Source organism: Gordonia phthalatica, from assembly GCF_001305675.1.
GTDB lineage: Bacteria > Actinomycetota > Actinomycetes > Mycobacteriales > Mycobacteriaceae > Gordonia > Gordonia phthalatica.
The window spans coordinates 3,885,350-3,900,392 of record NZ_CP011853.1; the positions used below are offsets into that span (position 1 = coordinate 3,885,350).

Here is a 15,043-nt window from a genome sequence, read left to right on the forward strand (position 1 = left end):
TTACTTCGGTGGCTTCACCGTCGACTCGGTCGGACGGGGATCGGGGTCGAGGAGTTCCAGCAGGTGCCTGCCGCGTCGACCGTCGCCGTCGTCCCCGCAGGTGGTGGGGTCCACGGTGGCGAGACGACGGATCTGGGTGGCGCACGAGAAGCCGTCGGTGAGGACGGTCGCGTGCGGGTGGCGGCGCAGGGCGGGCGCGAGCGCCTGTTCGGCGACGGCGTCGGACACCGCTTCGTGCCCCGCGGTGAAACCGAAGTCGCCGGCGACACCGCAGCATCCGGCGGCTTCGACGACGCTGCCGACGCCGAGTGCGGTCAACGCGGCGCGCTGCACGCGGTTCCCGAACGACGCGTACTCGTGGCAGTGGGTCTGGACGACGACGTACTCGGGCACCTCACCGGGCCACGCCGGTGCGCGTCCCTCGGCGGCCAGCTCGCCGAGGTGCGTCGCGACGGACCGGACGCGGGCTCCGACGCGGCGGGCCCGTGCGGCCTCGTCGGCACCCACCTCGTCCTCGGTCAGCAGTCGGGGGAGGTCGTCGTGCAGGGTGGCTGCGCAGCTCGGTTCGACGACGACGATCGGCGCTTCGCCGCCCAGTTCGTCGAGGTGGCGGGCGGTGCGCCGCAGTGTCTTGCGGGCGGCGTCGAGGCGGCCGGTGGTGATCTGGGTGAGACCGCAGCAGTGCTCGGCGGTGCACGCGACGGACCGGTGGACACCGCCGAGGACGCGAACCGCAGCTCCGGCCACCTCCGGGCGCAGACCGCGGGTGAACGAGTCCAGAAACAGCACGATCTCCGGGGGCGCGGGAGCGTTGATGCTCGCCGGCGCGTGCCGCAACTGCTCCTGGAGGGCGGCGGCCGACGCGAACTCCGGCAGAACGCGGTCGACGCCGATGCCGCCCAGCCGCGCTCCGGCACGACCGGCCCGGGTGCGCAGCACCGCGTTGAGCGGTCCGGCCAGGTACGGCGTCACGCGCAGCCAGGTGGGCAGCATGCCGAGGGTGTAGTGTTCGCGCGGCCGCAACCGGCCCTTGTAGCGGTGGTACAGCACCTCGGACTTCATGGCCGCCATGTCGACGCCGGTGGGGCAGTCCGACGAGCACGCCTTGCACGAGAGGCACAGGTCCATCGACTCGGCGAGGGCCGACGCCCGCCAGTCCACCCGGTCGAGGCCGTCGCGGGTGGCCTCCTGCAGCACGCGGGCGCGACCGCGGGTCGAGTCCTTCTCATCGCCGGTGGCTCGATACGACGGGCACATCACCCCGCCGGTGTGGGTGCGGCAGCGGCCGACGCCGATGCACGCCTGCGACGGATGCTCGGCGGTCACGTCGGCCAGCGACAGGTCGGCGTCGATCGGGGCGGTCTGCCGGAGGCCGCCGGGGGCCAGAATGCCTGCCGGATCCCAGACGGCACCGAACAGTTCGAAGGCGTCGAGCATCTCCGGCGAGTACATGATCGGCAGCAGCTCCGACCGTGCACGACCGTCCCCGTGTTCCCCCGACAGCGACCCCTCGTACCGCACGACGAGCCGCGCGGCGTCGGTGCAGAACTGCCGGAAGACGCGGCGGCCCTGCGCGCTGCGGAGGTCGAAGTCGATGCGGATGTGCATGCAGCCCGCGCCGAAGTGCCCGTACATGACGCCGGTCAGACCGTGGCGGGTCAGCAGATCGCGGAACTCGGCGAGATAGTCGCCGAGGAGGTCGGGGCGGACCGCGGCGTCCTCCCAACCGGGCCACGACAGGATGGTCTCCCCGGTGTCGGGGTCGACGAGACGCGAGCTGAGACCCGCACCGTCCTCGCGGACCCGCCACAGGTCCGCGCGTTCCGTCGGCTCAACGACCTGTCGGAGGTCCAGGGCACGACCGTCCGCGCGGAGATCGGCCTCCAGCGCGGCGGCGCGGGGGAAGCCGTCGTCGGCAGTCTCGTCGATCTCGATGAACAGCCAGGCGCTGCCCTCGGGGAGGTCGGCGACGGCGTCGGCGCCGCGACGCTCGCGCATCGTCGCGACGATCACCTCATCGACGCCCTCGACGGCGGTCGGCCGGTGCTTCAGCAGCAGCGGAACGTCACGGGCGGCGTCGACGATGTCGGCGTATCCGGCGACGATCAACGACGTGCGCGCGGGTTGTTCGGCGAGTGCGACGGTCGCCGAGGTGACGACCACGCACGTGCCCTCGCTGCCGACCAGGGCGCGGGCCACATCGAAGCCCTCCTCCGGCAGCAGATGCTTCAGGTGGTAGCCGGACACCTGCCGCGGGATGCGGCCGAGTTCCACACGGATGGCGGCGAGGTGGTCGTCGGCGAGCGAGCGGAGTTCTGCTTCCAGGTGCTCGGCACGCGCGGCGGCGATGTCGTCGCCGGGCACCGTCGCCCGGATCCCGGTGCGCGTCACGGTGATCCGCAGTCCGTCGGCGGTGACGGCGCGGAGTTCCACGACGTGGTCGGCGGTGCGCCCGTAGCGGACGGAGTGGTTGCCGCAGGCGTCGTTGCCGATGGCACCGCCGAGGCATGCGCGGCTCTGGCTCGACGGGTCGGGCGCGAAGGTGAGCCGTCGGTCGGTGGCGTCGAAGACCGCGGCGCGCAGCTGCGTCAGGACGACGCCGGCCTCGGCCGTCGCGGTGCGCGCGCGTTCGTCGACGGCCAGGACGCGGTGCATGTGGCGGGAGAGGTCGAGGACCAGGCCGCCGCCGATCGAGTTGCCCGACATCGACGTGCCGCCGCCGCGAGCGGTCACCGAGACGCCCAGCCGATGGCAGACCGACAACGCGGTCGCGACGTCGTCCTCGGAGTGCGGGAACAGGACCGCGGCGGGCGTCACGCGGTAGTTGGACGCGTCGTACGAGTACTCGGCGAGGCGTCGCGGATCGTGTTCGGGTTTCAGGCCTTCCGCGCGCAGTGCCGTTGTCAATGCGTTCGGATCAGCCATGCTGTCAGCTTTCCACTGCGCGTCGCACCGCGCGAATGAATCGCTGCGTGCCGGTGGCGATCTCGTCCTCGCTGACGGTCAGCGCGGGGATGATGCGGACGATCGATCCCAGCGGACCGCAGGTGAGGGTCAACAGGTCCTCATCGATGCACGCCTGCTGGACGGCGCCTGCCAGTCGGACCGCCTCCAGGGATTCGGGGCCGCCGGCGTTGGCCGTGGGATCACCGAACTCGACGGCCAGCATCAGGCCGATGCCGCGGATGTCGCTGATGGCGTCGACGTCGGCGAGACCTTCCTTCAGGCCGGTCAGCAACTGCTCGCCGCGGATCCGCGAGTTCTCGACCAGACCCTCCCGTTCCACGACGCCGAGCGTCGCGACGCCGGCCGCCGCCGAGACGGCGTTGCCACCGTAGGTGCCGCCTTGCGAGCCGGGCCAGGCCTTGGCCATGATCTCCTCGGGAGCGGCGATCGCCGAGATCGGGAAGCCGGATGCGATGCCCTTGGCGGTGATGATGACGTCGGGCACCAATCCGTCGACGTGCTGGTGCCCCCAGAACCTGCCGGTGCGGCCGACGCCCGCCTGGACCTCGTCGAGCACCATCAGCGCACCGTACTTCTCGGTGCGTTCACGCAGGCCGGCGAGGTAGGCGGGCGGCACCTGGAGGTAGCCGCCGTCGCCGAGGACCGGTTCGATGAGGACGGCGGCGAGCTCGCGCGGGCTGATGCGCGTGGCCATCATGTAGTCGAACTCCTTGAGCGCGTAGTCGACGGCGTCGGCCTCCGACAGCTGCAGTCGTCGAGCATCCGGGAAGGGCGTGGATGCGACACCGGCCATCATCGGGCCGAAGCCCGCGGAGAACTTGGTGCCCGCGGTCGTCAGCGACGCCGCCGCCACGGTCCTTCCGTGGAAGCCGCGCTGCACGGTGACGATGTACTGCCGTCCGGTGGCCATGCGTGCAAGGCGGACCGCGGCCTCCACCGCCTCCGACCCGGAGTTGGAGTAGAAGACGGAGTCGATGCCGTCGGGCAGGTGCTCGCCGAGCTTCTCGGTGAGCTGCAGCAGCGGCTGGTGCATGACGGTCGTGCACTGGGCGTGAATGATCCTGGCGCACTGGGCCTGTGCCGCAGCGACCACGTCGGGATGGCAGTGGCCGGTGCTGGTGACGCCGATGCCCGTCGTGAAGTCCAGGTAGCGGCGGCCGTCCGTGCCGTAGATCCACGACCCGAGCGCGTGGTCGACGACGACAGGCGTCGCCTGCTTGAGAACCGGGGAGAGCGATGCCTTCGTCATACGGCCAGTGTGTGCCTCCCGCCACCTACTGTCAATAGTAGGATTGTAGACAATAGTTGTTGGGGTTACGGTGGTCGACATGAGCGCTGATTCCCCCGTCGTCGTGCTCCTGACGGCCGACGACGTGCCCCCGCCGAGCGACCTCTCCACCGTCGAGCGACTCGCCGACGTGCGGCGCGCAACCGCCGCCTCCCTGGCCGACGCGCTGCCCGGCGCCGACGTGCTGCTGGTGTGGGACATCTTCTCGGGCGCGCTCGCCGACGGCTGGCACGCCGCCGACTCGCTGCGCTGGGTGCACGTCGCGGCGGCCGGGGTCGACAAGCTGCTCTTCGACGACCTCCGCGCCTCCGAAGTGGTCGTCACCAATGCGCACGGCGTGTTCGACGAGCCGATCGCCGAATACGTTCTGGCGTGCGTGCTCGCCAACGACAAGCAGCTGCACCGCACCGAGGAGTTCCGGCGGCGCGGCGAGTGGGTGCACCGCGAGACCCTGCGGGTCCGCGGGAGGCGAGTCCTGGTGGTCGGCACCGGCGGGATCGGCCGCGCGATCGCGCGGATGCTGACCGCGGTCGGCCTCGACGTCCGCGGCGCCGGCCGCACTCCGCGCGACGACGACCCCGACTTCGGGACGGTCGTGAGTTCGGCGGACCTCGCCGCGCATCTCCAGGACGTCGATCACCTGGTGATGGTCGCGCCACTGACCGACGCGACGCGCGGCATGCTCGGCGTCCGCGAACTGGCCGCTCTGCCCGACGGCGCGCACGTGATCAACGTCGGCCGCGGCCCGCTGATCGATCAGCCTGCACTGACCGCGGAGATCGCCGCCGGTCGACTGACCGCACACCTGGATGTACTGGTCGACGAACCGCTCCCCGCCGACGATCCGCTCTGGACTCTGCCCGGGGCACACATCAGCCCCCACATGTCCGGCGACGTGATCGGCTGGCGGGACGCCCTGTCCACCCAGTTCCTCGAGAAGCTCCGCGACTACGTCGCCGGCCGCACACCCGGCCCGGCGGTCGACAAGCAGCGCGGGTACGTGCCGGGCACGGTTCGCTGACCCAGCCCGAGTGCAACGGGTTTCGACTGCGGTGCTCGCTGCGCTGCGCTCCTCGCTCAATCAGCGAGTGGGGCGTCGGCACCACAGGTCGGTCGAGTTCGCCGACGCGAACGCAGTGAGCGCTCGACGAGTATCTCGAGACCACCGCACGACAGGCTGGGTCCGGCACCCGTCAGCCGGGCGCCGCCAACCCCACCGCAGCCGCCCCGTCGATCATCGCGTCGATGAAGGCGTTCAGCGGTTCGCGGTCGGCGTCGCGGGCGCGGAACGCTATGGACAGGTTGCGCTGGAAGTGCCCGGCGAGCGGGGTCAGTTCGACGCCGTCGGGCAGGGTCCGCGCGCCGAGGTCGGACACGAGGGTCACGCCGAGGCCCGCCGCCGCGAGAGCCAGGGCCGTCGACTGCTCCCCCGCCGAGTGGTGGACGTCGGGGTCGAAACCGGCTTCGCGGCACGCGAGCCGGACGGCACGACCGAAGTGCGATCGTGCGTCGGACAGGATCCACGGACTGGTGGCGAGTTCGGCGAGCTCGATCGGCTCGCTCCCGAAGGTCCCGGCACGCGCGGCCACCGACATCTGCTCGACGGCGATCGGCCGCCACCGCAGGGTGCGGATCTGCGGCATCGCGTAGTTGGAGTAGTCGATGACGAAGCAGAGGTCCAGCGAGCCGTCGCGCACGGCATCGGATCCGGCCTCCGGTTCCAGTTCGACGGTCTGCACGGCGATCCCGGGCGACCGCTGCGCGAGCAGCGCGAGCCCGGTCGGGAGCAACCCCGACGCGACCGACGCCCACACCCCGGCGTGCAGGGAGGCGGTGGTGCCGTCGCGCAGCGACTCGATGGCGTTACCGGCGCTCTCGACGGCGTCGAGGATGTCCTCGGAGTGGTCGGCGAGCACGCGCCCGGCCTCGGTGAGCACGATCCGACGACCGTGCCGTGCGAACAGCGGGGTCTGCGCCTCGCGCTCCAATTGGGCGAGCTGCTGGGAGACCGCAGACGCGGAGTAGTGGAGGGCGTCGGCCACCGCGGTCACCGTGCCGCGGTACCGAAGCTCTCGAAGCAGTTTCAGGCGGTGCAGCGAGACCTCCATGCATCGAGGTTACTGAACGATGCTGTGCACGAAGTCGACATGGACGCGATGCCCGTTTCGCCCCGACCATGAAGGTGCAGGTGATTCCTGCGATCCCACGATGCGACAGCAGAGGAGGCGACGATGACGCTCACCCCGATGGACCCCACCGCCCTGGGACGGACCGATGCGACCCCGTTGGCGACGCCGGAGGTCACGCCATCCGTCCTCCCCGTCTCCGACCGTCGCCCGCCGTACCTGCGGATCGAATGGCACGACGACGTCACCGGTGCCGTCGGCTACCTGGTGGTCGACTCCCTGGTGCACGGCATGGCCACCGGCGGAACCCGCATGCGCGCCGGCTGCACCGTTGACGAGGTCGCGGACCTCGCCCGCGGCATGTCGAACAAGACCGCGGCCTTCGACCTCCCGGTCGGCGGTGCCAAGGGCGGCATCGACTTCGACCCGAAGGACCCGCGCGCCCTCGACGTCCTCACCCGGTTCTGCGAGGCGATGAGCCCGTTCCTCGATCGGCACTGGGTGACGGCCGAGGATCTCGGCGTCTCGCAGGAGACGATCGACACGGTCTTCGATCGTCTCGGCATGCGGCAGTCGTACCACGCGGCCATCGAGCGCTCCGCCGATCCCGCAGCGACCGCCGACCGCGTTCTCGCCGGCCTGCACGCGCACGCACCGGGCGGCCTGCTCGGCGACGTGATCGGCGGATACGGCGTGGCGCAGGCGTGCCTGGCCGCGACCCGGGCACGGGGCCGGACGCCCGCGGAGACCAGTGTCGCGGTGCAGGGTGTCGGGACGATGGGCGGCGGCGCGGCGTTCTACCTGCACGAGGCGGGGATGCGCGTCGTCGCGTTGGCGGACGCCGTCGGCACCCTGTACGACGCCGACGGCCTCGACGTCCCGCTGCTGCTCGCGTCCCGGAATCGGTACGGCGAGATCGACCGCGCCGTGGTCCCGGACCGGGTCGCCCGATTCCCGCGCAACGCCGTCGTCGCCACCCACTGCGACATCCTGGTGCCCGCCGCGGTCTCGTACGCGATCACCGCGGAGAACGCTGGCGACGTCGCCGCCGAGGTGATCGTCGAGGCCGCCAACGCGCCGACTACCGCGGACGCCGAGTTGGACCTCACCGCGCGCGGCATCGCGGTGATTCCCGACTTCATCGCGAACGCGGGAGCCGTCGCGTGGGCGTGGTGGCTGCTGCAGGGATACGTCGGCGACGACTACCGCGACTCGTTCACGCGTCTGCACGCGGAGATGGACGCGAAGGTGTCGTCGCTGCTGCGCGGGTGGGACCCGTCGAGGGGCCCCATCCGCTGGGCTGCCGACGTCTCGCAGGCCGTCCGGTCGCCTGTGCCGCTCGTGGTGCCGTAGCCGGGCTGCGTGCGATCAACTGGTCGGGCTGACGCCGACGCGTCGGATGCGTACCGTCGAAGCCATGGCTGCCATCACGATCATCGGCGGGCACGGCAAGATCGCGCTGCTGCTCGCCCCGCTCCTCATCGCCCGCGGTGACACCGTCACCTCGATCATCCGCAACCCCGACCACGCGGCCCAGGTCGCGGCCACCGGAGCCGATCCCGTCGTGTTCGACATCGAGCGCGGCTCTGTCGAACAGTTCACGGCGGCCCTGCAGGGCTCCGACGCCGTGGTGTTCAGCGCGGGTGCCGGCGGCGGGAACCCGCAGCGGACGTACGCGGTGGACCGCGACGCGGCGATCACCTCCATGAGGGCGGCCGAAGCGGCCGGGATCCGCCGGTACGTGATGGTGTCGTACCTCGGGGCGCAGACCGATCACGGGGTGCCGGAGGACAACTCCTTCTTCCCGTACGCGGAGGCCAAGGCCGCGGCCGACGCGGCTCTCCGCGCGTCCGACCTCGACTGGACCATCCTGATGCCGGGTCGGCTGACGCTCGATCAACCGACCGGCGCGATCGATCCCGTCGCCCGACGCTCCGGAGACAATCCGGGCACGTCGCGCGCCAACGTCGCGATGGTGGCGGCCGCAGCGCTTGCCATGCCCTCGACCATCGGCGAGGACATCCCGTTCACCGACGGCGACGTGCCGATCGAGCAGGCGCTGGCGTGAGGTGAACTCCGACACCGCATCTCGTGCGACTGTCGGACCGAACTCGCGATGCCGAGCGCCTCGGGCGCAGTAAACTCCTGTCCCGATGCCTCCCAGTACCACCCGACGACGGCGGGCCGAACACCTCGGCCCGCAGCGTCGCCGACCCCAGATCCTGGACGTGGCACTCGACATCGCGGTGACCGAGGGCATCTCGGCGGTCACCGTCGCGTCGGTCGCCGAACGGCTCGACGTGACACGACCGGTCATCTACACGTGCTTCGCCAATCGCGTCGAATTGATCGACGAGCTGGTGCGCCGCGAGGAGGATCGACTGAGGCAGAGCGTCGGCGCCGTCCTCCGCCGACGTGAGGTGGACGCGGACGCCGACGTCTTCGTCGAAGGGTTCCGGGCGCTGTTGGGCACCGTGGTGGACCATCCGAACACTTGGCGCCTCGTGTACGGCTCTCCCGACGCCGAGGTGGCCGACTACTTCGGTCGCGGTCGTGCCGATGCCGTGACTCGCTGCACCGCACTCCTGAGGCCCACCCTGGTGAAGTGGGGCATGCCGGAGTCCCAGGTCGAGAAGAAGCTCGGCGCCATGGTGGAACTGTGGGTCTCGACCAGCGAGGGGATGGTCCGGACTTTTCTCGCCGACGACTCGTGGGATCCCGGCGAACTCGCCGAGTTCATGGGCCGCAGCGTCTACCGGGCGCTGCGCGCCGCCGTCTGATCCGACGGACCCGGCTCAGCGGCGCAGCGCTTTGGTCGCGTCGAACTGCTCCTCGTGCTGGCCGAGGTGCCAGGCGTGCCAGCGGCGCCAGCGCTTCATCTGCACGGCCTGCCAGCGGTCGTCGACGCCCGGAACCACGCGACGCAGCACTTCGACCGCGGCGATGAACGGCGCGCGGCCGATCAGGATCGCCAGGCCGGGGAGACCGCTGGGCAGCCGGTAGTTCCGTCGGTTCCACGGGAGCATGAACAGCCTCGTGAACCCGGCCTGCAGGCGCAGATGAAGGGTGCCGCGCAGGCGTGCGACGCCGTGGGCGTCCGCCGGCGGCTGGAACGACGGAACGAAGGACTCGACCAGCTCCGGTCCCAGGTCGCCGGAGTCGTGCTTGCGCGTCGCGTCGAAGTAGTAGAGGAGCCGCAGGCCGTCGGCGTAGGTCTGCGGATACATGTCGTCGACGCTGCAGCCGACCAGGTGCCCGAGGTAGCGGTTGAAGTGCAGGACGGCGCGGACCTCGGCCGGGCTGGTGAGGAAGCCGAGCGCCGTGAGGCCGAACGCCGGGCCCACGCTGCCGCCGAGCAGGGTCAGGAGCATCTCGCTCTGGCTGATCGGCAGGCCGTGTGCGGCGGCGTTCCACTCCGCGTGCTCGGCGACGCGGGCGCGGACCGACACGTGCATCACGCGAACCTTGAGCGAGAGTTCGCGCGCCTTGGATCCCGGTGTCAGGACCGCGCCGGGCTTGCAGACCTCGAGCCACCACTTGCTGGTCTCGAGGTAGCGGTTCAGTGCGCTGGCGCCCGCGTATCCGCCCGACAGCGAGAGCGGCACCGCGAGGGAGCCCTCGGTGTAGGTGTCCATGGTTCCTGCGTTGCCGACCGCACCGAGGCTGTAGCCCCACCGACGCCAGACGGCGGCTCCCTGCTCGATGAGGTCGGGGTCCAGCCAGTCGGGGATCGTTTCGAATTCGGCGAACAGCGCCCGCATCGATTCGGGGGCGTCGGGCACGTTGTCGATGCCGACGCGGAGTGCTTCGTCGAGGAGGGCCGCAGACTTCTCGCCGCCGAGTGCTCCGTGGTAGGTCTCGGCGACGAACTTCTCCGCGGTCGGGTCGCCCGCCGTCTGCCCGGCGAGGAACGCCGCCTGCACCGCCGGCGTCGGGAAGAGGTCGACGCGCGTCGCCCGCTTCACGCGGTCGCGCAGTTTCTGATGGGCCGGTGAGACCGTCAGTTCCATCGTCGTTCCCGTCGTCGTGCGGTGTGGGGTGGTGCCACCACTCCAATGAGACTACTTTAGAAATTCATCTCACGCCTCCCCTCGGTCCCGACGCCGCCTACGATCGACGGAAGTGCCCACGCCGCCCGCGACACCAGGAGTTCCGCTCATGCAGACCAGCGTCGTCTGGACCATCAACGCCCGCACCGCCTCCATCGACAAGGCGGTGGCCAACCTGGCCGAGATCCACGCGGAGGGATTCCGACGTGTCTGGACTACGCAGATGCCGAACGAACCCGACGCCCTGACGATGATCACCGTCGCCGGACGCGAGGTGCCGGAGATCGAGTTCGGCACCAGCGTGCTGCCGATGCAGGTGCAGCATCCGATGCTGCTGGCCCAGCGCGCGCTCACCACCCAGGCGATCATCGGGCCGCGACTGAACCTCGGCCTCGGACTGAGTCACCAGGTCGTGACCGAGGGCATGTGGGGCGTGTCGTACAAGCGACCCGTGCAGCGCACCTCGGAGTTCCTCGACGGACTGCTCCCCCTGTTGAACGGCGAGAAGGTCAGCGCCGCAGGTGAACTCATCACGACGCGGGGAGCCCTCACGATGACCGACGTCCCCGCGCCGCCGGTGTACCTGGCGGCGCTGGGACCGAAGATGCTGGGCGTCGCCGGCAGTCGTACGGCGGGCACCGTCACCTGGATGACCGGCCCCAAGACGCTGCGCGACCACATCATCCCGACGCTCCGCGCCGCGGCCGAGGACGCCGGTCGTGCCGCGTCGGACGTCCGGACCGTCGCGATGCTGCCGGTGTCGGTGACCGACGACGTCGACGCCGCCCGTGCGACCGCCGCCGAGCAATTCGCCATCTACGACACCCTGCCGTCCTACAAGGCGATGCTCGATCGCGAGGGCTTCACCGGCCCGGTCGACACGGCGATCGTCGGCGACGAGGCCACCGTCGGCGACCGCATCCGCGAGCTCGGCGACTTCGGCGTCGACGAGTACGTCGGCATCCTCTTCGACCGCGACCCGGAGGTTCGCGCCCGGACCCGCGCCCTGCTGCGGACGCTGGATCGGTAACCACCCACTTGTCGGCGAGTCGCACCAGCGCTGGGTAAAACCCCCAGGTTGGTCGAGTGCCGCCTGCGAGCGAAGCGAGCACGCGGTGTATCGAGACCGCCGCGAGTTCCGTTGGTCCACAGTGCTTTTCGGACAATCTGAGTGGCTGCCCGTCATGCGTGGGTCTCGATACTCGTCGAGCGCTCGTAAGCTCGCGTCGGCGAACTCGACCAACCTGGGGGCGAAACTACCGGGAATCAATCATCGAGAGCACAACCTAGCCCCGGCTTACCTAAGTTAGGCAAGCCTGCGTTACCCTTCTGGTCATGAAGTCGACGGTGAAGACCCTCCTGACCGTGCTCGCAGGCATCGTGGCGATCGCACTGACGCTGACCGCGTGCAGCCCGCCCGCGGAAGAGGAGAACGCAGGCGGCCCGATCCAGGTGAACACCGCGCAGGGGCCGGTCACGATCAAGGGCACACCGAAGAGGATCGTGACACTCGGCGCCCAGTGGATCGACACCGCGCTCGCATTCGGGGTCAAGCCCGTCGCCTATCTCGACAACATTCAGATCCTGACCGGGGCGCCGTCGCCGTGGACCGCTGACAAGCTCGACGGTGCCACCGCCCTCGACCCGGAGAACCTGGTCGCCGAGATCGCCAAGGCCGATCCCGATCTGATCCTGGCCGAGGGCTACATGCCGACCTCCCAGCCGGAGAACTTCAAGAAGATCAAGGACATCGCGCCCACCATCCCGGGCGTCACCGGCAAGCAGGTGGATCCGTGGCAGGACCTGGTGAAGCTGATGGGCACGCTGCTGCACGACGACGCGAAGGCTCAGCAGATCACCGACGACGTCAACGGCAAGATCGCCGATCTCAAGAAGTCGCTGCCCGGCCTCGCAGGCAAGACCTATGCGATGGCGTACATGTACTCGGCCGACCAGATCCAGGTGATGGCCGATCCGAACGACGGCGCCGCCTACCTGTTCAACGAGCTCGGCATGACCGTCGCGCCGAAGCTGCTCGCCCAGTTCCAGAAGACCAAGAACCCGCGCTTCCCGATCTCCACCGAGAACATTCCGATGCTCGACGCCGACGTCCTCATCATCACCGCGAACACCCCCGCGTTGAAGAAGGCCCTCGCGAAGCTCCCGGGGTACTCGGATCTGACGTCGGTCCGCAGCGGTGCGGTCGCGAACATGTCGCTCGCGGACATCAGCGGCATCAACCAGCCCACGCCGCTGGCGATCCCGTACCTGCTCGACAAGCTGGAGCCTGCCTTCGCCAAGGCCGCGAAGTAGCGACGTGACCGGTTCCGACCTGCGCACCGTGTACGCGTGGACGTCCGGGAGCAAAGCCGTCCTCGGCGCTCCCGGAGCCGCCACCGTTCTACCCGCCAAGGAGCAGCTGACCGGGCTGCTCCCCATGCAGGGCGGTGCCCTGAAGGCCCTCAACGCCGGGCCGATCGCCTTCGACGGACCGCCTCCCGCCCCGATCGCCGATCTCGTCGACCGACTGCTCGCGATCGGCGCCCTGCAGGTGACGGTGACCGCCGGCGATGAGCAGCTCTACACGGTGCGGCCGTTCCGCGGTGCGACGGGCGGTCGTGCGGAGGCGTCGACGGGCGTACTGTCGCGCTTCACCGTTCTCCGCCGCGACGGCGGCGAGTTGGTCGCCGAGAACCCGCGGTCGTGGTGCGACGTGGTGGTGCACAGCGGGGCGGTCGCCGGTGCCCTCGTGGGTGGCGGGGACACCCCGTGGACGGCCCGCCTGTGGTCGGATCTCCGGTGGACCGGGCACGCCGTCGCCGACGACGCAGTCGAGACCGGCGTCTTCCCGACGGCGTCGTGGAGTCCTCACGAACTGTGGTTCCACCGCCGCAGCACGGTCGGCGATCGCAGCACCAGTTGGGCGCACTTCGGTCCGACGCGGTGGGCGGACGGTCGTTTTCCGCCGGTGCCCGCCGCACCGGACTCCTATCCGGGCGAACCGATCTCGCTGCCCGTCCCAGATCTCGACGTTCTGACCGTCCCGTTGGCCCGCGCCGTCGAGGAGCGGGTGTCGACGCGCAGCTTCGATGACGCCTCCCCGATGACCGTGAACGAGCTCGGCGAACTCCTGTATCGCTGCGCGCGGACACGCGGAGTGCGGACGATCGAGAAGCCCGGGACCGCGACGACCGAGTTACCTTCGCGCCCTTACCCTTCCGGCGGATCGATCTACGAGCTCGAGGTCTATCCGGTGATCCGGAATGTCGTGGGCGTCGCGCCCGGGATGTACCACTACGACTCGATCGAGCACGTCCTGCGGCCGGTCTCGGCGATCGACGAGCCCGCTGTGCAGCGCCTGCTCTCCCCCGCGTCGCTGACCTTGGCCGACGGTGAGCGTCCGCAGGTGATGTTGACGATCGCCGCCCGAGCCGGCCGCATCATGTGGACGTACGAGCAGATGCCGTACGCGGTGATCCTGAAGCACGTCGGCGTCCTGACCCAGACCCTGTACCTGACCGCGACGGCGATGGGCCTGGGCGGCGTGGCCCAGGGCTACGGCGACACCACCGCCTTCGCCGAAGCGACCGGTCGCGACGAGCTGATGGAGTGCAACGTCGGCACCTTCGTCGTTGGCCGGCCGCGGTAGACCCAGCGCGCGGCGATCTCGATGCGCAGGCTCGCTCCGCTCGCGTGCTTACTCGATCAGCAAGAACACACGCTAGTCGAAGAGCGAGGAACGAACGCATCGCGCCAGCAAGTTCCTACGCTGGTCGAAGAGCGACGAACGAACGCATCGCGCCAGCAAGAAAACACGCTGGTCGAGTAAGCGAGGAACGAGCGCATCGAGACCGCCGCGGGCTGGGTCAACCCCTACTTCGCCCGGTTCAACGCGACCGCGGCCTGCACGATCGCAATGAAGGCATCCGAGTCGAGCTCATCGCTCTCGGCCAAGTCGATCGCGCGACGTATCCCCGTCGCAGGCAGGAACAACCCAGACGGGTCAGGCAACGACGCGCCTTTCGCGAAGGTGACCTTCACCTTGGCCTTGTACGTCTCGACCGTGCAGATCAATCCGTCGAGTGTGAAGGTCGGAACGCCATCGGGGTTCGACGCCTTCTTCCATTTCGCCTCTTCGACGACGCCGGGCGCCGCCTGGTTGATCAACGCGCGGATCTCGTCGACGAGAACTTCCCGCCAGTCTGCCGTCATGACGCAACGGTAGCGCCCGACCGTGTGGAGGCTCATCGTGCCGGGCGAAATCCCTTCTTCGCAGCCCGATGCAACGCCTCGAAGTCGCCGGCGATCAATGCCTCCCGCTTCGCACGTGACCACTTCTGAACTCGCTTCTCCATGGCGTACGCCTCACCGATCGTCTCGAACTCCTCGCAGAAGACGAGTTCGACGGGTCGTCGCCAACTCGTGTATTCGCAGCCCTTCCCCGATTGGTGCTGTTCGAATCGAACCTCGATGCTTCGGGTGCTGCCGACGTAATAGCTGCCGTCGCAGCATTTGAGGATGTACATGAAACCGGACATCGCTCGACTGTCTCTGATCGCCGAGTCCTCGACAACGTCGTTGTCCACAGGTTCCGGCAGATCTATCAACAGACC

Annotated in this window: 13 protein-coding genes; 7 read left to right on the top strand and 6 right to left on the bottom strand. The window is 69.7% G+C overall.

From position 1 onward, the window contains the following. The gene (locus ACH46_RS18320; RefSeq protein ID WP_062394194.1) at positions 1 to 2,925 is read right to left on the bottom strand and encodes an FAD-binding and (Fe-S)-binding domain-containing protein; all 2,925 of its coding nucleotides are present in this window, start codon (positions 2,923 to 2,925) and stop codon (positions 1 to 3) included. A 4-nt stretch (positions 2,926 to 2,929) separates the two neighbouring features. Continuing rightward, a complete protein-coding gene (locus ACH46_RS18325) occupies positions 2,930 to 4,216 on the bottom strand; it encodes an aspartate aminotransferase family protein (protein WP_062394195.1) in 1,287 nt (428 codons plus the stop codon). Positions 4,217 to 4,295: 79 nt separating this feature from the next. On the opposite strand from ACH46_RS18325, the gene ACH46_RS18330 reads away from it, so the two are divergent. Continuing rightward, a complete protein-coding gene (locus tag ACH46_RS18330; protein WP_062395622.1) occupies positions 4,296 to 5,276 on the top strand; it encodes a D-2-hydroxyacid dehydrogenase in 981 nt (326 codons plus the stop codon). A gap of 172 nt (positions 5,277 to 5,448) precedes the next feature. On the opposite strand, the gene ACH46_RS18335 is transcribed toward ACH46_RS18330, so the two are convergent. Next, on the bottom strand, positions 5,449 to 6,363 hold the full coding sequence (locus tag ACH46_RS18335) for a LysR substrate-binding domain-containing protein (protein WP_062394196.1): 915 nt from the start codon (positions 6,361 to 6,363) through the stop codon (positions 5,449 to 5,451). Between the two features lie 123 nt (positions 6,364 to 6,486). Here ACH46_RS18335 and ACH46_RS18340 point away from each other — a divergent pair, with 123 nt between their 5' ends. From ACH46_RS18340 to ACH46_RS18350, 3 genes are all read left to right on the top strand, one after another. Beyond that, entirely contained in the window at positions 6,487 to 7,734 is a 1,248-nt protein-coding gene (locus tag ACH46_RS18340; protein ID WP_082399807.1) for a Glu/Leu/Phe/Val family dehydrogenase, read from the top strand. Between the two features lie 64 nt (positions 7,735 to 7,798). Beyond that, on the top strand, positions 7,799 to 8,449 hold the full coding sequence (locus tag ACH46_RS18345; protein WP_062394197.1) for an NAD(P)H-binding protein: 651 nt from the start codon (positions 7,799 to 7,801) through the stop codon (positions 8,447 to 8,449). Positions 8,450 to 8,534: 85 nt separating this feature from the next. Further along, positions 8,535 to 9,161 (top strand): TetR/AcrR family transcriptional regulator, encoded by a 627-nt coding sequence (locus ACH46_RS18350; RefSeq protein WP_062394198.1) that lies wholly within the window; start codon positions 8,535 to 8,537, stop codon positions 9,159 to 9,161. A gap of 15 nt (positions 9,162 to 9,176) precedes the next feature. On the opposite strand, the gene ACH46_RS18355 is transcribed toward ACH46_RS18350, so the two are convergent. Continuing rightward, a complete protein-coding gene (locus ACH46_RS18355) occupies positions 9,177 to 10,391 on the bottom strand; it encodes an oxygenase MpaB family protein (protein WP_062394199.1) in 1,215 nt (404 codons plus the stop codon). A gap of 148 nt (positions 10,392 to 10,539) precedes the next feature. On the opposite strand from ACH46_RS18355, the gene ACH46_RS18360 reads away from it, so the two are divergent. From ACH46_RS18360 to ACH46_RS18370, 3 genes are all read left to right on the top strand, one after another. Then, positions 10,540 to 11,460, top strand: coding sequence for a TIGR03564 family F420-dependent LLM class oxidoreductase (locus ACH46_RS18360; RefSeq protein WP_062394200.1), 921 nt, complete (start codon positions 10,540 to 10,542; stop codon positions 11,458 to 11,460). Positions 11,461 to 11,765: 305 nt separating this feature from the next. Further along, positions 11,766 to 12,743 (top strand): ABC transporter substrate-binding protein, encoded by a 978-nt coding sequence (locus ACH46_RS18365; protein WP_062394201.1) that lies wholly within the window; start codon positions 11,766 to 11,768, stop codon positions 12,741 to 12,743. A gap of 4 nt (positions 12,744 to 12,747) precedes the next feature. Beyond that, on the top strand, positions 12,748 to 14,079 hold the full coding sequence (locus ACH46_RS18370) for a SagB family peptide dehydrogenase (protein ID WP_082399809.1): 1,332 nt from the start codon (positions 12,748 to 12,750) through the stop codon (positions 14,077 to 14,079). Positions 14,080 to 14,303: 224 nt separating this feature from the next. Here the strand turns inward: ACH46_RS18370 and ACH46_RS18375 are convergent, their stop codons facing one another. Then, positions 14,304 to 14,642, bottom strand: a complete 339-nt coding sequence (locus ACH46_RS18375) for a DUF1801 domain-containing protein (protein ID WP_062394202.1) — start codon at positions 14,640 to 14,642, stop codon at positions 14,304 to 14,306. 32 nt (positions 14,643 to 14,674) lie between these two features. Beyond that, complete coding sequence (locus ACH46_RS18380; RefSeq protein ID WP_062395628.1) at positions 14,675 to 14,968, bottom strand: GIY-YIG nuclease family protein; 294 nt, start codon at positions 14,966 to 14,968, stop codon at positions 14,675 to 14,677. Positions 14,969 to 15,043 lie beyond the last annotated feature (75 nt).